The 20159-nt window shown below is 74.4% G+C and carries 14 protein-coding genes and 2 pseudogenes; 7 read left to right on the top strand and 9 right to left on the bottom strand.

The genetic code is table 11. The annotated features are described in order from the left end of the window. Positions 1-35: 35 nt before the first annotated feature. The 3 genes from ACFYR0_RS15800 to ftsE form a co-directional block, all read right to left on the bottom strand. Complete coding sequence (locus ACFYR0_RS15800) at positions 36-1205, bottom strand: S41 family peptidase (RefSeq protein ID WP_389327204.1); 1170 nt, start codon at positions 1203-1205, stop codon at positions 36-38. A gap of 67 nt (positions 1206-1272) precedes the next feature. Then, a complete protein-coding gene (ftsX, locus tag ACFYR0_RS15795; RefSeq protein WP_389327201.1) occupies positions 1273-2190 on the bottom strand; it encodes a permease-like cell division protein FtsX in 918 nt (305 codons plus the stop codon). Positions 2191-2228: 38 nt separating this feature from the next. Then, positions 2229-2918 carry a cell division ATP-binding protein FtsE gene (ftsE, locus tag ACFYR0_RS15790; RefSeq protein WP_386379766.1) on the bottom strand — a complete coding sequence of 230 codons (690 nt, stop codon included), beginning with the start codon at positions 2916-2918 and terminating at the stop codon, positions 2229-2231. Positions 2919-3269: 351 nt separating this feature from the next. Here ftsE and ACFYR0_RS15785 point away from each other — a divergent pair, with 351 nt between their 5' ends. Further along, entirely contained in the window at positions 3270-3464 is a 195-nt protein-coding gene (locus tag ACFYR0_RS15785; protein ID WP_386379767.1) for a hypothetical protein, read from the top strand. Between the two features lie 66 nt (positions 3465-3530). Here ACFYR0_RS15785 and ACFYR0_RS15780 read toward each other — a convergent pair whose 3' ends face one another. The 4 genes from ACFYR0_RS15780 to ACFYR0_RS15765 all read right to left on the bottom strand — a co-directional run bounded on the left by ACFYR0_RS15780 (position 3531) and on the right by ACFYR0_RS15765 (position 8923). Beyond that, a complete protein-coding gene (locus ACFYR0_RS15780; RefSeq protein WP_389327198.1) occupies positions 3531-4175 on the bottom strand; it encodes a hypothetical protein in 645 nt (214 codons plus the stop codon). Between the two features lie 311 nt (positions 4176-4486). After that, complete coding sequence (prfB, locus tag ACFYR0_RS15775; RefSeq protein WP_389327195.1) at positions 4487-5590, bottom strand: peptide chain release factor 2; 1104 nt, start codon at positions 5588-5590, stop codon at positions 4487-4489. 212 nt (positions 5591-5802) lie between these two features. Continuing rightward, positions 5803-7059 (bottom strand): serine/threonine-protein kinase, encoded by a 1257-nt coding sequence (locus tag ACFYR0_RS15770; RefSeq protein ID WP_389327192.1) that lies wholly within the window; start codon positions 7057-7059, stop codon positions 5803-5805. Positions 7060-7246: 187 nt separating this feature from the next. Then, positions 7247-8923 carry a serine/threonine-protein kinase gene (locus ACFYR0_RS15765; protein WP_389327190.1) on the bottom strand — a complete coding sequence of 559 codons (1677 nt, stop codon included), beginning with the start codon at positions 8921-8923 and terminating at the stop codon, positions 7247-7249. A 394-nt stretch (positions 8924-9317) separates the two neighbouring features. On the opposite strand from ACFYR0_RS15765, the gene ACFYR0_RS15760 reads away from it, so the two are divergent. The 4 genes and pseudogenes from ACFYR0_RS15760 (at position 9318) to ACFYR0_RS15745 (ending at position 17696) form a co-directional block, all read left to right on the top strand. Continuing rightward, positions 9318-12770 carry an FHA domain-containing protein gene (locus tag ACFYR0_RS15760; protein WP_389327187.1) on the top strand — a complete coding sequence of 1151 codons (3453 nt, stop codon included), beginning with the start codon at positions 9318-9320 and terminating at the stop codon, positions 12768-12770. A 196-nt stretch (positions 12771-12966) separates the two neighbouring features. Further along, positions 12967-13317: pseudogene (locus tag ACFYR0_RS15755) on the top strand (ABC transporter permease subunit); the annotation flags it as partial. Positions 13318-13468: 151 nt separating this feature from the next. Further along, complete coding sequence (locus tag ACFYR0_RS15750) at positions 13469-15760, top strand: CDP-glycerol glycerophosphotransferase family protein (protein ID WP_389327184.1); 2292 nt, start codon at positions 13469-13471, stop codon at positions 15758-15760. Positions 15761-16136: 376 nt separating this feature from the next. Then, complete coding sequence (locus ACFYR0_RS15745; protein WP_389327181.1) at positions 16137-17696, top strand: hypothetical protein; 1560 nt, start codon at positions 16137-16139, stop codon at positions 17694-17696. 59 nt (positions 17697-17755) lie between these two features. Here the strand turns inward: ACFYR0_RS15745 and ACFYR0_RS15740 are convergent, their stop codons facing one another. Beyond that, entirely contained in the window at positions 17756-18169 is a 414-nt protein-coding gene (locus ACFYR0_RS15740; protein WP_356690504.1) for an organic hydroperoxide resistance protein, read from the bottom strand. 130 nt (positions 18170-18299) lie between these two features. Here ACFYR0_RS15740 and ACFYR0_RS15735 point away from each other — a divergent pair, with 130 nt between their 5' ends. Continuing rightward, on the top strand, positions 18300-18803 hold the full coding sequence (locus ACFYR0_RS15735; RefSeq protein ID WP_389327177.1) for a MarR family winged helix-turn-helix transcriptional regulator: 504 nt from the start codon (positions 18300-18302) through the stop codon (positions 18801-18803). A 156-nt stretch (positions 18804-18959) separates the two neighbouring features. Then, positions 18960-19052, top strand: a pseudogene (locus tag ACFYR0_RS15730) (NAD-dependent epimerase/dehydratase family protein); the annotation flags it as partial. A 411-nt stretch (positions 19053-19463) separates the two neighbouring features. Here the strand turns inward: ACFYR0_RS15730 and ACFYR0_RS15725 are convergent. Further along, positions 19464-20087 carry a TetR/AcrR family transcriptional regulator gene (locus ACFYR0_RS15725; protein ID WP_389327174.1) on the bottom strand — a complete coding sequence of 208 codons (624 nt, stop codon included), beginning with the start codon at positions 20085-20087 and terminating at the stop codon, positions 19464-19466. Positions 20088-20159 lie beyond the last annotated feature (72 nt).

Below are 20159 nucleotides of genomic sequence, written 5' to 3'. Positions count from 1 at the left end.
ACGAAGGGGCCTCACGGAAAGCCGATTAACGCGGCCTACTGCTGTCCCAGGCCGCTGAGCACGGTCTCCGCCCGCTTCAGGGCCTCGCCGTCGGCCTCCAGGTCCGGGGTGATGCCCCGCCCGTCGACCCCGCGTCCGGCCGGGGTGCGGTAGTGGCCGACGGTCAGCTCGGCGACCGAGCCGTCGGGCAGCCGGCTGGGCATCTGCACCGAGCCCTTGCCGAAGGTGCGGGCGCCCACCACCACGGCCCGGCCGCGGTCCTGGAGAGCGCCGGTGACCAGCTCGGCCGCGCTCATGGTGCCGCCGTCGACCAGTGCGACCAGGGGCTTCTCGGTGTCCCCGCCGGGCCGGGCGTGCAGCGCGCGCTGGTCGCCCTCGACGTCGTACGTCGCCACCAGCCCGCCGTCGAGGAAGGCGGAGGCGGCGGTGACGGCCTCGGTGACCAGGCCACCGGAGTTGCCGCGCAGGTCCAGGATGATGCCGGACCCGGAGCGCGCCCGGAGCACCGCGCCCCGCACCCTCTCCCCGGAGCCCTTGGTGAACGCGGCGACCTTGATCACGGTGACCCCGCCGCGCAGTCCGCGCACGGTCACCGGCTCGGTGGACAGGCTCGCCCGGCGCAGGGTCACGTGCCAGGCCCGCGCGCCGCTCTCCAGCCCCAGCCGTACGGACGAACCGACGGCGGCGTCCTCGGCGTCGCCGCGCAGCAGGGCGAGGACCTCGGTGACGGGCCGCCCGTCGACGACATGTCCGTCGACGCTGCGCAGCCGGTCGCCCTCGCGGATGCCGGCGTCCTCGGCCGGCGAGCCGGAGCGCACCCCGGCCACCTTGATCCGCCCGTCGCGCCCGCGTCGCGCCCACAGCCCGACGCCGGTGTACCGCCCGTCGAGGGCCTCGGTGAACTCCTCGTACTCGCCCTCGGAGTAGACGGCTCCCCAGCGGTCGCCGCTGCGGCTGACGGCCCGTTCGGCGGCCTCCACCGGCGACTTGCCGTCGGCCATGGCCTCGGCCGCCGCGTCCGCCACGTCGTTGCGGGACACCGCCGCCGCGGCGGTGCGCGTCACGTCCGGCGCCTGTTCGTACTCCCCGGTGCCGGGCAGCGACCCGGTCGCCGCGCCCGCGGCCAGCACACTGGTGAAGACCAACGTCAGGACGGCCCCGCGGCGGTAGCGGCGGGGCTGACAGAACAGGTCACGACCTGACATGGCGGTGAGTCTAGGACAACAGGGAGGGCCGTACGGTCGGTTGACCGTACGGCCCTCGGGGCGTGCGTCACACCTTCAGGTACTTGCGCAGCGCGAAGAACGCGGCAAGCGCCGGCATCAGCAGGCTGGTCACGAGGATCAGCGGCAGGGTGCTCACCACGGAGTCCCACCCTATGAAGTTGATCAGGTCGAACTTCTCGGCCAGGGCCAGACCGTGGTCGATGATGAAGTAGCGGGCGGCCACCAGGAAGGCGCAGGCGACCAGTCCGCCGATGAGGCCCGCGACCGCGGCCTCCGCGATGAACGGCGCCTGGATGTAGAAGCCCGAGGCGCCGACCAGGCGCATGATCCCGGTCTCGCGCCGCCGACTGAACGCCGAGACGCGCACGGTGTTGACGATCAGCATCAGCGCCACGACCAGCATCAGCGCCATGATCGCCCGCGCGGCCCAGTTCATGCCCTCGAGCAGCTTGAAGAGGTTGTCCAGGACGCCCTTCTGGTCCTGCACGGACTGCACCCCGTCACGCCCGTCGAACGCGGTCGCCACGACCGTGTACTTCTCCGGCTTCGTGAGCTTGATGCGGTACGACTCCTGCAACTGGTCGGGGGTGAGGGAGCTGGCCAGCGGGGAGTCGCCGAACTGGTCCTTGTAGTGCTTGTACGCCTCGTCCTGCGACTCGTACGTCACCTTCTGGACGACGCCCATGTCGTCCAGGTCCGCGAGGATCTTCTTCTTCTGGTCCTCGGTGACCGCGCCCTTGGCGCAGTTGGGGTCGGACTCGGCGTCGCTCTTGTTGCAGAGGAAGATCGAGACGTTGACCTTGTCGTACCAGTAGCCCTTCATGTTGGTGACCTGGTCGCTCATCAGCAGCGTGCTGCCGAACAGGGCCAGGGACAGGGCGACGGACACGACGACGGCGAAGGTCATCGTCAGATTGCGGCGGAGACCGACACCGATCTCCGACAGTACGAACTGGGCGCGCATGGCGTCTGGTTATGCCTTTCCGTGGAGCCTGTCGGTCGTCAGTGCTGGTAGCCGTAGACGCCGCGTGCCTGGTCACGCACGAGGCGGCCCTTCTCCAGCTCGATGACGCGCTTGCGCATCTGGTCCACGATGTTCTGGTCGTGCGTCGCCATCACCACGGTGGTGCCGGTCCGGTTGATCCGGTCGAGCAGCTTCATGATGCCGACGGAGGTCTGCGGGTCGAGGTTGCCGGTGGGCTCGTCGCAGATGAGCAGCTTGGGCCGGTTGACGAAGGCCCGCGCGATGGCCACGCGCTGCTGCTCACCGCCGGACAGCTCGCCCGGCATACGGGCCTCCTTGCCGCCGAGGCCCACGAGTTCCAGCACCTGCGGCACGGACTTGCGGATCTCGCCGCGGGACTTGCCGATGACCTCCTGCGCGAAGGCCACGTTCTCGTGGACCGTCTTGTTGGGCAGGAGGCGGAAGTCCTGGAAGACCGTCCCGAGCTGGCGGCGGATCTGCGGCACCTTCCAGTTGGAGACGCGCGCGAGGTCCTTGCCCAGGACGTGCACCTGGCCGTGGCTGGCCCGCTCCTCGCGCAGGATCAGCCGCAGGAACGTGGACTTGCCGGAGCCGGAGGACCCCACGAGGAAGACGAACTCGCCCTTCTCCACTTCCAGGGACACGTCCCTGAGTGCGGGGTGGCTCTGCTTGGGGTAGACCTTGGAGACGTTGTCGAATCGGATCACGGATGCACCACGGGTCGCCGGGGGTAGATGTGCGTGACCATACGCGAACCCGGTGCGCGAGCGCAGTCGCCGGTCGGGGTTGCGCGCGCCTTGTACGTTTTTGTACGGGCCCGGCGTGCTCGGACGGGGGCACGAGCCACCCGGACGGGCCCGCCGCCAGCCCTGACCCGGCGCCCGGGCGGCCCGGAAGCGGCCGTGACTCCCCTACGTTCCGTGGCCGCCGGGCGACGGACGGCGGCCCTCTGGGCCGACTCTGCGCACCCTCCGGCGGAACCTGGCACAGTGGAGGGGGAACGTTCCCACCCACGGAAGCGTTCTCCACGAAAGAACCGGCACGAGGAGGGCAAGCACATGACGTACGACCGGCTGGTGTGCGCTAACTGTGCCGCCCCCGTGGCCGAGGGCCGCTGCCCGGTCTGCCGGGCCAACCGGGAACGGCTCCAGCAGGAGAACTTCCTCGCCGGCCTGAACCCCACGGCTCTGATCGCCCTGCTGGCGGTCCTCGTCGCGGCCGTGGCCCTGCTGGCCGCCCACCAGACCGTCTGATCGGCGAAGGGCCCGGAGCTCGAGGCTCCGGGCCCTTCGTCGTCGCCGCCGGCCGGCAGCGAGAGGTCACGCCGCGGCGCCGCCCCGGCCGTTCACCAGGCGCGGCAGCACACGGAAGCCGATGCCGCCCGCGATCATCGTCGCGGCGCCGATCAGCAGGAACGTGAGCTGCTCGGAACCCGCACCGGTCTCGGCGAGCTCGTCACCGCCGCCCTGGGCGGTGGTGTCGGAACCGCCGGTGCCCGAGTCGCTGCCCGTGTCGGTCAGGGACGAGGAGCCCTCGCCCTGGGCCGAGTCGCCGGAGCCGCCGTCGGGGTCGGTGTTGTTGCCGGAGCCGTTGCCGTTCCCGTTGCCCTGGCCGTTCCCGTTCCCGGAACCGTTGCCGTTGTTGTCGTCACCCGGGTCCTCCGAGGGGTTCTCGGTCTCGACGGGGTCCTCGGTCGGCTCGGTCGGCTCCTCGGTGGGGTCCGTCGGGAGGTCCGTGGGATCGGTCGGAATCGTCGGATCCGTCGGGAGGTCGGTCGGGACACCGGTGTCGGACGGGTCGGGCTCCGGGTCCGGGCTCGGCGACTCGTCGGCGCACAGGATGCCGAGCACGCAGTCGTCGCCCTCGGCGGCGGAAGCGGCTCCGGCGGCGGTCAGCGAGGCACCGGCGGCGATCACGGCGCCGGCCGCTATGCGCGCGACTCGGATCCGCGTCTTGTTCGTCATATGGCTGCTACCCCCAGTAGCTGATCGTCGGTGAGGCGGCGCTCGGGGCCGTGATCAACGGAGGCAGGTGGGTCGAAGCGCATCCCCCCGGTTCACATGCGCCCCAGAAATACGCATGCCACACTTCACCCTTCCCATTTTTTAAACCAACGTCAAGGACGTTACGGAGCGCATTGCCCAACTCGAGTGCGCTATGCCGGAATTCATCTCTGTGAGCGAGCTGTAGAACCCGGACAAACGACAACCGCCCCTGAGTGCAGGGGCGGTTGGGGAGCCGACGGTCATGTCGACGAGGTCACCTCTCTCGGAGGCTACTTCTCCTGCTGCTTGCGCCAGCGGATTCCGGCCTCCAGGAAGCCGTCGATCTCACCGTCGAGCACGGACTGCGGGTTGCCGACCTCGAACTCGGTGCGCAGGTCCTTGACCATCTGGTACGGGTGCAGGACGTAGGAGCGCATCTGGTTGCCCCAGGAGCTGCCGCCGTCCTTGAGGGCGTCCATCTTGGCCCGCTCCTCCTGGCGCTGCCGCTCCAGCAGCTTGGCCTGGAGGACGTTCATGGCCGTGGCCTTGTTCTGGATCTGCGACCGCTCGTTCTGGCAGGAGACGACGATGCCGGTGGGGAGGTGCGTCAGCCGGACCGCGGAGTCCGTGGTGTTGACGCCCTGGCCGCCGGGGCCGGAGGAGCGGTAGACGTCCACCCGCAGCTCGGACTCGTCGATCTCGACGTGGTCGGTCTGCTCGACCACGGGCAGCACCTCGACGCCCGCGAAGGAGGTCTGCCGCCGCCCCTGGTTGTCGAAGGGCGAGATCCGGACCAGCCGGTGGGTGCCCTGCTCGACCGAGAGCGTGCCGTAGGCGTACGGCACCTGCACGGAGAAGGTGGTCGACTTGATGCCGGCCTCCTCGGCGTACGAGGTCTCGATGAGCTCCGTCTTGTAGCCGTGCCGCTCCGCCCAGCGCAGGTACATCCGCTGGAGCTGTTCGGCGAAGTCGGCGGCGTCGACGCCACCGGCCTCGGCGCGGATGTTCACGAGCGCCTCGCGGGAGTCGTACTCACCGCTCAGCAGGGTCCGGACCTCCATCTCGTCCAGCGCCTTCTTGACGGACGCGAGCTCGGCCTCGGCCTCGGCACGGGTGTCCGGATCGTCCTCCTCCTCGGCCATCTCGAACAGCACGGAGAGATCGTCGATCCGCCCGCGCAGCGCCTCCGTCTTCCTGACCTCGGCCTGGAGGTGGGAGAGCTTGCTGGTGATCTTCTGCGCCTCGTCCGGGTTGTCCCACAGGGACGGCGCGGCCGCCTGCTCCTCGAGCACGGCGATGTCTGCCCTCAGCTTCTCGAGGTCCAGAACGGCCTCGATCGACTCCATGGTCGAGGAGAGGGACTTGAGCTCTTCGGATACATCGACGACTGCCACGCTCCCAGCGTAACGGCTCCGCCAGGCGGGCAGGGCCGGGGAAGGCGGTACCCGCCCTGCCTGCCCTCTCGGCCGCCCGGCACGGGACGGTGCCCCGCACCTCAGCTTCTCGGACGCACAGCACGGGCGGTGGACGGACGAAGGCCGGGGGTGCGGGGCGCGGAGCCCCGGGGGGTGGGCGGAGCCCCGGGGGGTGGGCGGAGCCCCGGGGGTCAGGGGGACGCCGGGGCCGAGGAGCCGCGGTCGTCGGGGGTCGCCTCGGAGTCGTCACCGGAGGTGGCCGCCCAGGTCCCCGCCCCGACCGCCGCGACCAACGCCACGGCCGCCACCCCCAGCGTCACCCGTCGCCGCCGCGCAGACGCCCGGTGCCGCGCGGACCCCGGCCGGGGCGCCCCCGCCGCCCGGGGCGCCCGCGCCGTACCCCGCGCTCCCCCGGCCAGCTCGTCGGGCGCCGGCACCCTCATCGACGTATGCGTGTCACGGTTGGAGTCCGGCTTGGCGCCGGGGACCAGGGACACCGCCCCGCGGCGCTCCGGGCCGCCGCCGGCCGGGGACACCGGTCCGTCGGCCGCCGCGGCCGGGCCCGGGGCCTCGGCGTCCTCCTCCGGCTCCGCGTCCGGCTCGTCCACGTCCAGCGGAGGCATCCCCGCGAGCGTCGGCAGCTGCTCCCGCAGCCTCGCCGCGAGCTCGGAGGCGCGCAGCCGGGAGGCCGGCGCCTTGGCCAGGCACTGCACGATCAGCTGCCACAGCTCCTCCGGGATGCCCGGCAGGGGCACCACGGTCTCGGTGACGTGCCGGCGCAGCACCGCGCCCGGGTGACCCCCGCCGAACGGCGTGAAGCCGGCCAGCAGCTCGTACAGGACGGTGGCCAGCGCGTAGATGTCGACGGCGGCGCGCGGCGGCAGCCCCTCGACGATCTCCGGGGCGAGATAGTCCGGCGTGCCGATGATCTTCGTGGCCCTGGTGCGGCGCGGTGAGTCGATGAGCTTGGCGACCCCGAAGTCCGTCAGCAGCGCCGGGTGCGCGCCGCCCGGGCCCAGCGGTCCCTGCATGTCGAGCAGGACGTTCTCCGGCTTGACGTCCCGGTGCACCACCCCGGCCGCGTGGGCCGCGGCGAGCCCCTCGGCGACGTCCGCGACGATCGCCACGGCCGCCTCGGGCGCCATCCGCCGCTCCCGCTCCAGCCGGGTGCGCAGATCGGTGCCCCGGACCAGGTCCATGACCAGGGCGAGGTCGTTGCCGTCGACCACGAGGTCGCGCACGGAGACGATGTGCGGGTGCTCCAGGCCGAGCAGGGCGGTGCGCTCCTGCACGAACCGGCCGACCAGCTCCTGGTCCGACGCGAGGTCCTCGCGCAGGAGCTTGACGGCGACGGGACCCTCGGGCCCCTCGCCCAGCCACACCGTGCCGGCGCTGCCCCGTCCCAGGATCTGGTTCGCGGTGTACCGGCTGCCGATCTTCCGTGCCAAGACTGCTCCTACAGACGCGTGTTGCGCTAGGGCGTGTTCCGGGACCGCCGTCGTCCGCCCGGGCCGGGCGGGGACTTTCGAAACACGCCCTAAAACTACGCGTCCGAGGAGCCGACCTTCACCGTCGAGGCGGAAATCACCCGCTGGTTGTCGACAAATCCACGAAGTCGCCTCGGCGCGCGAGGCGTCACTGCGGAGTGTTGCTCCCCAGTTCCCCGATCCAGTCGGTGACCGTGCCGAACCAGTCGCTGAGCTGCTCCCAGTAGCCCTTGCCGGTGCCGATCCAGCCCTGGAGCGGGCTCAGCTCCCAGACCAGCCAGCCCGCCACGAACAGGATGATGATCGTGAACAGGCAGCCCTTCAGGCAGCCGAGTCCGGGGATGCGCATCGGGTTGGCGCTGCGCTGGCGCGGCTGCCGGGGCTCGCGCTGCGGCTGCCGGGGCTGCGGGGCGGGCGCGGGCGGCGCGTACCGCTGCGGCTGGGGCTGCGGCTGGGGCGGGGGCGCGTACCGCTGGGGCTGCTGCTGCGGATGGCCGTAGCCGGGCGGCGGGCCCTGCTGCTGCCGACCCTGCTGCTGCCGGCCCTGCTGGGGGCGCGGCTGCTGGGGCTGCGGCTGCGGCCGGGCGACCTGGCGCTGGGGGCGGCGGCGCAGCGGGTCCTGGTTGGGGTCGAGGTACTGGACCTGGGTCTGCTCGTTGCGGTCGCGGGCGGCGCGCATCTGCGACTGCCAGGGGTGCGGGTCCTCGGGTCCACCGGGCTGGTTCTGCGGCACCGGCGGCATGACGGCGGTGGGGTCGGCCGCCCCGGTGCTCGGCAGGACGGCGGTGGGGTCGGCGGCGCCCGCCGGGCCGGTGTGCGGCAGCACGCTGGTGGCGGCGTTCGGGTCGAAGGCCCCGTGCCCGTTCTGCGGCAGCACCTGGGTGGGGTCCGCGGAGCCCGGCACGGCGGTGGGGTCCGGGTCGGGGGCGAGCAGCGCGCCGACGTTCTCGGCGGCCGCGATCTGCGCGGAGTTCGCGTGCACCCCGACGCCCTCGGCGACGACCCGCAGGCCGCGCGCGAGGTTCACGGCGCTCGGGCGCTCGGCGGGGTTCTTGCGCAGACAGCGCTCTATGACCGTCCACAGCGGTTCGGGGACGGTGGAGGGGCGGCGCGGTTCGGCGCTGAGGTGCTGGTGGAGCACCTCGAGAGCGGAGCTGCCGGAGAACGGGGGGCGGCCGGTGACCAGCTCGTAGAGCAGGATGCCGGCGCCGTAGATGTCGACGGCGGAGGTCTGCGGGCGGCCCTCGGCGCCCTCGGGGGCGACGTAGGCGGGGGTGCCGACGAACTCGTGGGTGCGGGTCAGGCCCGGGGAGTCGGCCAGCCGGGCGATGCCGAAGTCGGTCAGCATCGGGTGCATCTCGCCGCCGTTCTGCCGCAGCAGGACGTTGGCCGGCTTCAGGTCGCGGTGGACCACGCCGTCGGCGTGGCTGGCGGCGAGCGCGTCGGCGATCTGGGCGGTCAGCAGGGACGCGGCGACGGGGCTGAAGGAGCCGTTCTCGCGCAGGTAGCGGTGCAGGTCGGGGCCGTCGACGAGGTCCATGACCAGCGCCAGCAGCTCGCCCTCGACCACCAGGTCGCGGACCCGGACGATGTTGGGGTGGGTGAGCCGGAGCAGGACGGAGCGTTCGCGCAGGAAGCGCATCACGATGTCCGCGTCGCTCGCGAGCTCCTCCTTGAGGACCTTGATCGCGACGGTCTCACCGGGCTGGCCGGGCACGGCCGCCTCGGACCCGGCGGTCTCACGCTGGCGCGCTCGCCAGACGGTTCCCGTGGCGCCGCGGCCGAGCGGCTCCTCGAGGAAGTACTTGCTGCCGACTGGCCGCACGTCACGCGCTCCCTGCTGCTTGCTTGCCGGTGTTCCGAACCACTGTAGTGCCGCACCCTGGGGGGACGGCCTGTCGTCATCATGGGTTGTTCATGGGTTGATACGTACGGATCGCGGTATCGCGACGGGCAAACGTTCCTCGAAAAGACGCTCGACCCGGTCCCACGGTTGCCCGAAGCGGACGTGACCGATCTCAAGACCGGTCTCAAGCGGTCGTCGGTGCGCCATTGGTCAGGCACTTTTGCGGGCAGAGCCGACCAATCAAGATCACTTGTCAGCGGGCGGCGGGCGCGCTGTCGGTGGCAGGTGCGAGGATGCGTGCAGTACTGGCCGACGTGCTCGTGTGGTGGTGGGGGGAGTCCGCGCCCGCGCGCAGAAGGGACCGCTGACGGACATGCAGATCCGGCTGACCGTCGTAGACCCGCTGGGGCCCGCCGAGGCGCGCGGCCGTGCCCTGCGCCGTGACGTGCTGGTCACGGCTCCCGCGGGGACGGCCCTGGCGGCGGTGGCGTCGGCCCTGGCCGCGGCGGTCTCGGGGGACGGCGGCGCCGACCGGCCCGAGCGCGGCGCGCCCGTGCTGTACGCCGGGGAGGAGCGGCTGGACACCCAGCGTTGCACCCTGGGCGAGCCCCCGCTGGTGGACGGCGCCGTGCTGTCCGTGGGCGGTTCCGCCGGGCCCGAGCCGCATCCGGAGGTCGACTCCGCCCCGGCCCAGCTGCACGTGGTCGCGGGCCCGGACGCGGGCGGGGTGCATCTGCTGCACGGCGGCCAGGTCCGCGTCGGCCGCTCCGCCGACGCCGACGTGCCTCTGGACGACCCCGATGTGTCGCGGCTGCACTGCGCGGTGACCCTGGCGCCGGACGGGCAGGTCTCGGTCGAGGACCTGGGCTCCACCAACGGGACGGTGCTGGACGGCTCGCGTGTCGGCGACCGCCCGGTGCGGTTCGCGCCGGGCGCGCTGCTGCGGATCGGCGAGTCGGCGCTGCGGGTGTCCGCCCCCGCGGGCGGGTCGCCCGCCCGGCTCACCACGGCCCCGGACGGGGAGGGCCACATCCGGGTCACCCCGTCCGACGCCGCCACCGACCCGGAAGCCGGTGCCGGCACCGAGGAGCCCACCGTGGCGCACGCCCCGGCGTCCTGGGACCCGCCCGGCGCGCAGGAGCACTCCCGTACGGAGCCGCCCGTCGTACCCGGCCAGGCGGGGGCGCCGCTGATAGAGCGGCGCGTCACCTCCGACACCGAGACCCACGCGGGACGCACCGGTGCCGGGCGCTACGAGGAGGGTGCCCGGGCGAGCCACGGCAGGCCGGGCGGCCCCGGCCTCTCCGCCGCCGGCCCGGACGCCGGGCACGAGTCCTGGCCCGGCCAGGGTTCCGCGCGTGAGGGCGGGCGGCGGCGCGGCGGCCTGTCCGCCTGGGCCCGGCGGCTCGCCGGGGGACGTACGGAACAGACGGAACCCGCCGAGAACGCGGTGTACGACGACGCGCGGGACGACGGCCCGCTCGTCCGGCTCTCCCCGAGCGCGGCCGGGCTGCCCGACACCTGGCCCGATCCGGCCGCGCTGCTGCTGACCGCGCTGGGCCCCGGCCCCCGGCTGTGGGAGCGCGGGGCCGGGCACCCCGAGGCCCTCACCGTCCGGCTCGGCACCGCCGACCGCTCGGCACCCGACGGCTCGGGTCTGCTGCCCGCCGTGCCCGTCACGGCGGGCCTGCGCGAGGCGGGCGCCCTGGGCCTGGCCGGACCGCGCCCGCGGCTGTCCGGGCTGGCGCGCTCGGTGCTGGCCCAGCTCGCCGCGCTGCACTCGCCGGACGCCCTGGACATCGTGCTGATCAGCACCGACCGCGCCCGGCCCGTCGAGGAACGCGTCGCGGAGTGGTCCTGGCTCGGCTGGCTGCCGCATCTGCGGCCGGGCCACGGCCAGGACTGCCGTCTGCTGCTCGCCTACGACCGTGAGCAGGCCGCCGCCCGCGCCGAGGAACTGCTCCGCCACCTGGACGACCAGCTCGCCGAGCGGGCCGACGGCGGGCACGGGCCGCTGGTCGGGTCCGCGCGCGCCGGTATATCCGGGGCGCCCGGGGCCACCGGCCCGGGGCAGGTCCCCTCGGCGACCGGCACGCGACCGGCGGTCGCCCCCGGGCCCACGGGTCCCGGCACCCCGCCCCCGGCTCCGGGCGACCCCGGAGCCACCGGCCCCCGGACCACCGCCCGCGCCTCCCGCCGCCCCTCCTGGGCCCGCGACGAGGACGGCCCGGACCCGGTGAGCGGGCACCCCGGCCCGTACACCGTCGTGGTCGTGGACGGCGACCCCGGCGGGGCCGGGCTGCGGGACGCGGTCGCGCGGCTGGCGGCGGAGGGGCCGAAGGCCGGCATCCATGTGCTGTGTCTGGCCGAGACGCCCGCGGCCTCGCCCGCGTCGCCGGTCATGGAGACGTACGAGGCGGCCTGCGCGGCGACGCCGACCTTCCGTGAGTGCGGCGCCGTCGCCCTGCTCAGCGGTGACGTGGCCGGGGCGCTGCGGCTGCTGCGGGTGGCCCGCACCGGCTCCGGCCCGGCCGCGCGCCGCGCCCCGGTGGGCCATGGCACGGTCGGGGCGGTGGACGCCGTGTCCGCCGCCTGGGCCGAGCGGTTCGGCCGCGCGCTCGCGCCGCTGCGCACCGACGGTTCCGGGGAGCGGCACCCCCGCGCGTCCGCCCCGCTGCCGCAGGCCGCGCGGCTGCTGGACGAGCTGGGGCTGGCACGGGCCACCCCGGCCTCGCTGATGGCGCGCTGGGCCGACGCCGCCGACGACACCGCCTCCCCCGGCGGCCGGGCCTCGGCGGTCCTGGGCGCCGGACCCCGCGGCCCGGTGGTCGCCGACCTCGTCGCCGACGGCCCGCATCTGCTGGTCGAGGGCCCCTCGGGCAGCGGCCGCACCGAACTGCTGCGGGCGGTCGTCGCCTCGCTGGCGGCGGCCGAGCGCCCGGACCGGCTGGGCATCGTCCTGATGGACGGCCGGGACAGCGTCGGCGCGGGCAGTGGCCACGGCGACGGACTGCACGTGTGCACGGACGTCCCGCACGTCACCACCCATCTGCTCGCCAACGACCCGGTCCGCATGCGGGAGTTCGCGCAGTCGCTGAGCGCCGAGCTGAAGCGCCGCGCCGAACTGCTCGGGCGCGAGGACTTCGCCGCCTGGCACGCCCGGCAGGAGGTCTCCGCCCGTCTGGTCGCCCAGCGCACGGCCCCCGGCACTGCGGGCACCCCTTCCTCCGGCACCGGCGACCTGGACGCGCCGCCCAGTTCCACCCTGCGGCTGCGCCCCGGCGCGGCCCGCCGGCGTACGGAGGCGGCGCCGGCGCTGCCCCGCCTGGTCGTGGTCGTGGACGACCTCGACGCGCTGGTCTCCCCCGCGCTGGGCTCGCCCGGCCGGCCCGCCGCCGGGTCCGTGATGCGGGCGCTGGAGTCGGTGGCCCGCGAGGGCGAGCGGCTCGGCGTGCACCTGGTGGCGGCGACCGGACCGGGCGGCCGTACGGCCGAGACGGAACCGGCGCGGCGGGCCACGCTGCGGGTCACGCTCGACGCGCCCGCCCCGGGGCCGGACGAACCGGCGCCCGGCCGGGGCCGGTCGACCGGATCGGACGGCCGCGGCACGGCGTTCCAGGGCGGCCGGGTCACGGGCCGTATCCCGCGCACGGCGACCCTGCGCCCGACGGTCGTGCCCCTGGACTGGGAGCGCATGGGCGACCCGCCCGCCCGCCGCCCCGTCCGCGAACTCGGCAACGGCCCGACGGACCTGGCCCTCCTCGCGAGCGCCCTTCAGCGCGCGGCCCGCGAGGTGTCCGCGGCGGAGGTGCCTTCGCTCCTCTGAGCCGTCGCCCGTCCTTGCGCGCGCCGGGCCCCTCGCGTGTGCCGGGCCCGTCCTCGCGTGTGCCGGGTGCCGCGCGGCGGGCGGGAGTCCGTCGGACAGGCCCCGGGTGCGACCCCGCCGGAAGGGCAACCCGTGTCGGCGGGGCGACCGGACGCCCCGTCACGAGGCGTCCCCGATCGCGCGGTCGACGGAGCCGCGGAACTTCTTCGCGGACATACCCGTCGGCTGCTGAAGGCGGCCCGGCTGGAGGGGCGGTGAACTCCGGCTGTTCCTCGGGGTCGTGCTGCCGCTGGGCGCACCGGCCATCGCCGGCCCGGGCACCTTCCGGTTCCTGTGGGTGTGGAACGACATGCTGGTGGCGCTGGTGTTCTCCGACGCGGGCAGCCGGCCCGTGACGGTCGCGCTGCGGACGCAGGTACGGCAGTTCGGCAGCAACATCGACGTGCTGGCCCCGGGCGCGTTCATCTCGATGGTGATCCCGCTGGCCGTGTTCTTCGCGTTCCGGCGGCAGTCCGTGTCCGGGGTGATGGCGGGCGCGGTGAAGTAGCCCTCCTTCGAACCCCGTTGGCGGACGGACCGCGACCGGTCCGCCCGCTCAAGCACACGGATCGTCCCCCGCACGCGGTACACGGCGTAACCGCCTCGCTCCGGAGGCCGTTGCCGGGCAGAACGCCCCGCGCCGACCCATGGATGATCCCTTGCCCAGGTTCAGTGTCATTGTCCCCGCGTACAAGGTGCAGGCGTATCTGCACGAGTGCCTGGGTTCGGTCCTCGGCCAGTCGTACGCCGATCTCGAACTGATCGTGGTGGACGACCGCTCGCCGGACGTCTGCGGCGCGATCGCCGCCGAGTTCGCCGCCCTCGATCCACGGGTGCGCCCGCTCGCGCTGCCGGAGAACCGGGGCCCCGGCGGCGCCCGCAACGCGGGCGTCCGGGCTGCGGCCGGGGACTACCTGGTGTTCCTGGACGGCGACGACACCCTCGCCCCGGACGCCCTGCGGGCGATCGCCGACCGGCTGAAGGAGACGGGCGAACCGGACGTGCTGGTGCACGGCTTCGCACGGACCGACTGGACCGGCGCGCGGCTGCGGGACGAGGGCGCAGGACACCTCGGCGAGCGGGGCCCGGCCCCGTTCGGCCTGGCGGACCGGCCGGAACTGCTGCGCCTGCCGGCCCTCGCCTGCAACAAGGTCTGCCGGCGGGAGTTCGTCCGGTCCGGGGGCCCGGCCTTCCCGGCGGGCCGGCACGAGGGCACGCCCTGGACGTATCAGGTGCTGCTGACGGCCGAGTCGATCGTGACGCTGGACCGGGTGTGCGTGCTGCGCCGGCCGCGCCTGCCCACGGGCGGGGAGCGGCACCTCGACCTCTTCGAGCAGTACGACCGGCTGTTCGCGTTCCTCGGTGAACGGCCCGGCCTCGACGAGTGGCGGCCGGTGCTGTTCCGGCGCATGGCCGACCATCTGTCGGAGGTGTTCACCGGCCCCGGAAGGCCGCCGCGCCGCAGCCGCGCCGAGTTCCTGCGCCGGGCCCGCGACCTCCACCGCCGCCACCGCGCCCCGGACACACCGGTCCCGCCCCGCCTCTCCTCGGCGGTCGGGCGGCGGCACCCCCTGCGCGCCCGGCTGCGGGACGCCCTGGTCCGCCTCGGCGCGCACCGCGTCTACCGGGCCCTGGGCCTGACCCGGCGGCTCGCCCACCGCGCGGCCCGGCTCGCCGCCCGGCTCGGCCGTCTGCTGCGCACGGCCGCGCTGCGTCTGCACTACCGCGTCCAGCGCGGGCTTCCGCTGCGCGCCGACCGGGCGGTGTTCGCCGCGTACGGGGGCCACGGCCACTCCTGCAACCCCGGCGCGTTGGAGTCGGCCTTCCGCGAACTGGCCCCGCACATCCGCACGGCCTGGGCCGCCCGCCCCGAGCACCACCACACCGTGCCGCCCGCCACCCGCCGCCTCACCCCGGGCACGGCCGCTTACTGGACCGCCCTCGCCCGCTCCAAGTACCTCGTCGACAACGACGCCTTCGACCGCCGCCTGGTCAAGCGGCGCGGCCAGGTCCTCGTGCAGACCCGGCACGGCACGCCCCTCAAGCACATGGGCCTGGACCTGTGCGAACGCCCCGCGGCCGGCGGGAACCTGGACGCCGCCGAGCTGCTGCGCGACGCCGGGTCCTGGGACTACGTCGTCTCCGCCAACCGCCACGCCACCCTGACCTGGCAGCGCGTCCACCCCGGCGCCTACACCACGCTGGAGTACGGCCACCCCCGCAACGACGTCTTCCAGCAGGCGACCTCGGCCGACGTGGCCCGGCTGCGCGAGAGCCTCGGCGTCCCGCGCGGCTCGGTCGCGATCCTGTACGCCCCGACCCACCGCGACTACCGCCGCGGCCAGGCCCCCGAGCTGGACCTGGAGCGGGTGCTGCGCCGCCTCGGCCCGCGTTTCGTGGTGCTGGCCCGCGCCCACCACCGCCAGCCCGGCCCGCTGGGCGAAGGCGCCCGGATCATCGACGTGAGCGGCCACCCGAGCGTCGAGAAGCTCTGTCTGGCCTCGGACGCCCTGGTCACCGACTACTCGTCGATCATGTTCGACTACGCCGTGCTGGACCGGCCGATCGTCCTCCACACCCCTGACCCGGAGGCCTACGAGGCCGCCCGGGGCACCTACTTCGACCTGCGGGCCTTCCCGCCGGGCGCGGTGGCCCGCAGCGAGGACGAGCTGACCGACATCTTCGCCACCGGCCACTGGCGCGGCTCGCGCTCGGCGCAGCTGCGGGCGGCGTTCCGTGGGCGGTTCTGCCCGCACGACGACGGCCGGGCGGCCGAGCGGGTCGTACGGCATGTGGTGCTGGGTGAGCCGGGGACGCCGCCCGTGGCGCCGCCGGAGTCGCGGCACCCCGTCCCCTCGGCCGCCGATTCGCTCGAACGGCCCCTTCTCGCGACCGTCCCGCGGCCCTCGGGGCCCCTCACCGTCACCGCCACCATCGCCGACAGCCACTGAACGGCGTTCACCTCCCGGGAGTGCGTATGCCCCGCAGTTCGTCGCGGCCCACCCCGTCCCGGCCGGCCACCCTGCGGCCGTCCGGGCGACCCGGCGGGCGACGCTCCAGACGTCGTCGGGTGTGAGTCGTCCGGTGTGGGGGGGCGCTTCGGGGGTGGTGTGTGGCGTGCCTCCGGGGCGGCGTACCTCGGGTGCGGGTGCGGGTGCTGGGCGGGTGCCGTCCGGGTGCCGGCGCCGTCCGGCTGCCCGTGCCGTCCGGGTGCCCGTGCTGGGCGGGGTGAACGGGTTCACTCGATGAGGTGAGCCGAGGCGGTGCCGTTGACCCGGTCGGGAATATACGGTCAATGCCCCTCACGCCCCCTTCCGTCACCGCCCGGTGAGCGCCGAGGTCCTGGCCGGACGGCCGACCCGCGGTGCCACGGCCCTGCGCGGCGGGCGGCAGTGGCGTCCCAGCCCGTACCAGGTCTTCGGGTTCCTGTTCTGGCTGCTGATCACGCTGGCGTACTGGCGGCTCCCGCAGTGCTGCGACACGGGCCAGCACGCGGCGGTCGTCGAGCGCCTCAAGGCGGACCTGCTCAGTCCACGTCACCCGACGGCCGGGCTGCCCGGCGCGGGCAGCCCGTACTACTCGCCGTACGCGCTCGCCCAGGGCCTGTCCGCGCGGTCGGCGGGGATGTCCGGCTGGGAGGTGGTGCGGCTCGCGGGGCCGCTGAACCTGCTGGTGCTGCTGACCGGCCTCGGCCGCTTCGTGCGGATGCTCACGCCCCGGCCGTGGGCGCCGGTGCTCGCCCTGGCCGCGACGACGCTGCTGTGGGGCACCGAGCCCGCCGCGTGGAGCGGCTTCACGGGCCTGATGCCGCTGGTCGGCGGCCTCGCCCACCCGGCCGTCCTCGCGACCGGCCTCGCCCTGTGGGCCTGGGCCCTGACCGGGGCACGGGCGCACGACACGGCGAGGGTGCGGTTCGTCGGACCGCGCGGTCTGCCGAGCCTGACCGGCTACGCGGGCCTCGGCCTGCTCTACGGCCTCGCCCTACTGGTCCACCCGGTCACCGCGGCGGGCACCCTGGCGGGCGGGGCGGCGATCGTCGCCGGACGGCAGCGCGCGTGGGGCCCCGCGGTGGCCGGCCGCTGGGCGCTGACCTGCGCGGTCACCCTGGCCACGGCGGCCGCCTGGCCCTACTTCGAGGTGTTCGGCCTCGCAGGGAACGGCAGCCTCGACGCCGTCCACCGGCGGCTCTACGACTCCCTGCCCGGACAGGTCTGGGCGGCGGTCCTGGTGGGCCTGCCCGCGCTGTGGCCGCGCCTGCGCCGGTCCGGCCCGCGCGATCCGCTCGTGCTCATGTTCGCCGCGGGCTCCCTGCTGACGGCGTACGGCTGGTTCAGCGGCCACCACACCTACGGCAGGGTCCTCGGGCTCTCCCTCCTGCCGCTCCAGTGCGCGCTCGCGGTGGAACTGGCGGCGCCGCGCCCGTGGCCCGCCCGGCGGCGGCTGCTGGGCGCGGTCGCGGCGGTGGCGGCCTGCGCGGGCTTCCTGACCGTCCAGGCCGGGGCGGTCGTCCCCCGCTCGCTGGATCCGGCCGGCTTCGCGCAGCCGCCGCGCGGGCCGTCGTACGCGTGGGCCGCGCAGTACGTCCGTCCCGGTCAGGTCGTGCTGACCGACGGGCCGCACGCGCGGGGCGCGCTCCCGGGGTACGGCGCCGACCTCGTCGCGCCCGCCCGGCCCGACCCGGCGCTCGACGAGCGCGAGCGGCTGCGGCGGCTGGCGGACGTGCGGGCCTATCTCGCCCCGGGGTCGACCCGCGCCGAACGCACCGCCCTCGTCCGCCGCCACCGGGTGCGCTGGCTGCTGCTCACGCCCCGGCAGACACTGCCCGAGGAGGCCGTGCTGGTCGCCTGGAGCGAGCGGACGGGAGAGGTGCTGGCGCGGGTCGGCTGATCTGTCGGGCGCCTGTTCCCGCGGACTGGCGGACTCGCTAGCGGACCAGCGGACGACGACTACTCGACGACGATGTCGACGTCGATGTTGCCGCGGGTGGCGTTGGAGTACGGGCAGACCTGGTGGGCCGTCTCTATCAGCTTGCGGCCGGTCGGCTCGTCCACGTGCGCGGGCAGCTCGACGCGGAGCGTGACGGCCAGGCCGAAGCCCTCGCCCTCCTTGCCGATGCCGACCTCGGCGGTCACGGCGGCGTCGCTCACGTCGATCTTGGCCTGGCGGCCGACGAGACCCAGGGCGCTGCCGAAGCACGCGGCGTACCCGGCGGCGAAGAGCTGCTCGGGGTTGGTGCCCTGGCCGTTGCCGCCGAGCTCCACCGGCATGGCGAGCGCGAGGTCGATCTTGCCGTCGGAGGAGACGGCGCGGCCCTCACGGCCGTGGGTGGCGGTGGCGACAGCGGTGTACAGCGCGTCCATGGAAAACCATTCCTCTCGGGAACCGGGTGAAGTCGGGCTCCGGCGGCCCTGTGCCGCCCTCACGACCACAAGTAGAGCACACAATTAAGTTGCGCACAACTAAATGGAGGGCCGGAGCTACCCTGGAGGCATGACCCCGACACCGTCCGGCGCCGCACAGGAGGACTGGCTCCGCCTGGACCGCCAGATCTGCTTCTCCCTGCACGCCGCCTCGCGCGCCTTCAACGGCGTCTACCGCGTGATCCTCAAGGACCTGGGCCTGACCTACCCCCAGTACCTGGTGATGCTGGTGCTCTGGGAGCGGGGCGAACAGCCGGTCAAGAAGCTCGGCGAGCATCTGCGGCTGGACTCCGGGACCCTGTCCCCGCTGCTCAAGCGGCTGGAGTCGGCCGGACTCGTCCATCGCGAGCGCAGCGCGCGCGACGAGCGTTCGGTGGAGGTCCGGCTGACCGCCGAGGGCGAGGCCCTGCGCGAACGCGCGCTCGCCGTGCCGCGCCGGATCGTCGAGGCGACCGGCTTCGACCCCGCGGAGATCGGCGAACTGCGCGCCCGGCTCGATCAGCTCACCGGCGCGCTGGACAGCGCCGCGGCGAGCGAGCTGGCCGCGGTGACGTCGGGGCGCGCGGAGCCGTAGCGGTCACGCCTCCAAGGCGGGGCGTCGATCGGGTCGGGTACGGCTTTGGGCCACGTGAAGAGTCTCTGTCGCGGTGCGTGACCTTCCCGGTCCGTGGGGTGTTCTGCCCCTGGTTCACTGGGGGCGGGGAAGCGCCGCCGAAGAGGGGACGTCCGAATGACCTGGCTGATCACCGGCGGGGCCGGATACATCGGGGCGCACGTCGTCCGCGCGCTGCGGGAGACGGGCGAGCGGGCCGTGGTGTACGACGTCCGGCCGCCGATGCCTGGCGGCGGCGCCTGCGGTTGGCGGGTGGTGCGGGGCCGGGGCGGGGGTCCGTCCTCGGTCCGCCGATACGGTCCCTTGCGGGGGTTCTGGTGTCTGACGGCGGCCGCTGCGGGCGGACACCCCCCGCCCCGTCCCCTTGCCGCCGTACGCGGCTTCCCGTCGCCCGTCGCCTGGGGCCGCGCGCCGCCGCTGCGGGCATGCGTGCCGCTAAGGGCGGCACGGGTGGGCGCTGGGGGTCCCCCTCCGGGGAGGCACCTCGTCGCGCCGAGTTGCGCACCGCCCCGGCCTTCAGCAACCACCGGGCGGTACGTCGCTGACGCCGAGCCGCGCAAACGCCCTGGCGCCGACACCGCCCAGCCTTTCAAACAAGCCCGCGGGCAGCGCGACAGGCCGTCACAACACCGCCAGCGCCCCCGCCGTCGCCCGGGCCAACGCCGCCAGATACCCCTTCGGCAGCTTGGGGTGGCGAACCACGACCGCCCGCCAGTAGAGCGGCCCGGAGATCAGGTCGAGGGCGATCTCCTCGTCGACCCCGTCCCGCATCTCCCCCCGCCCCACCGCCGCCGCGACGATCTTCAGCGCGACCCCCTCCTGCCCCTCCCGCAGAGCCTTCTGCATCAGCTCGGCGATCTCGGGGTTACGGGCCGCCTCGGCCTGGAGGTCGGGAATGATCTGCGAGGCGACCGGATGCCGCAGCGCCCGCGAGGTCACCTCGTACAGCACACGGAGGTCCCCCTCGAGCGAGCCCGTGTCCGGCGCCGGCAGCCCCTGCACGGCGATGGCCGACACGATGTCGAGCACCAGATGCAGCTTGGAACGCCACCGCCGGTACACCGCCGTCTTGCCGACCCCGGCCCGCCGCGCGATCCCCTCGATCGACATCCGCGCGTACCCGGCCGCCGCGAGCTCCTCGAAGACAGCCGCCCGGATCGCCTCCGTGACGTCCTCCCGGAGAACGGCGGCACCCGCGGGCGACCGGCGGCGGGGGCTCGGCTGGGATCCGTCGGCGTTGGTCATGCGGACAGCATAGGGCGTTGCGACGAAACGGTTGCGTTCCGACGTAGGGCGTCACGACGATACGGTTGCGTC

Source organism: Streptomyces sp. NPDC005017 (assembly GCF_042873115.1).
GTDB lineage: Bacteria > Actinomycetota > Actinomycetes > Streptomycetales > Streptomycetaceae > Streptomyces.
This window is presented reverse-complemented; position numbering and strand designations above follow the sequence as displayed.

What these genes read in the sequence shown, in the direction of transcription:
- ACFYR0_RS15725 (WP_389327174.1), bottom strand. Translation starts at nt 20,087, where the DNA reads ATGACCAACGCCGACGGATCCCAGCCGAGCCCCCGCCGCCGGTCGCCC.
- ACFYR0_RS15785 (WP_386379767.1), top strand. Translation starts at nt 3,270, where the DNA reads ATGACGTACGACCGGCTGGTGTGCGCTAACTGTGCCGCCCCCGTGGCC.
- ACFYR0_RS15800 (WP_389327204.1), bottom strand. Translation starts at nt 1,205, where the DNA reads ATGTCAGGTCGTGACCTGTTCTGTCAGCCCCGCCGCTACCGCCGCGGG.
- ACFYR0_RS15735 (WP_389327177.1), top strand. Translation starts at nt 18,300, where the DNA reads ATGACCCCGACACCGTCCGGCGCCGCACAGGAGGACTGGCTCCGCCTG.
- ACFYR0_RS15740 (WP_356690504.1), bottom strand. Translation starts at nt 18,169, where the DNA reads ATGGACGCGCTGTACACCGCTGTCGCCACCGCCACCCACGGCCGTGAG.
- ACFYR0_RS15760 (WP_389327187.1), top strand. Translation starts at nt 9,318, where the DNA reads ATGCAGATCCGGCTGACCGTCGTAGACCCGCTGGGGCCCGCCGAGGCG.
- ACFYR0_RS15780 (WP_389327198.1), bottom strand. Translation starts at nt 4,175, where the DNA reads ATGACGAACAAGACGCGGATCCGAGTCGCGCGCATAGCGGCCGGCGCC.
- ftsX (WP_389327201.1), bottom strand. Translation starts at nt 2,190, where the DNA reads ATGCGCGCCCAGTTCGTACTGTCGGAGATCGGTGTCGGTCTCCGCCGC.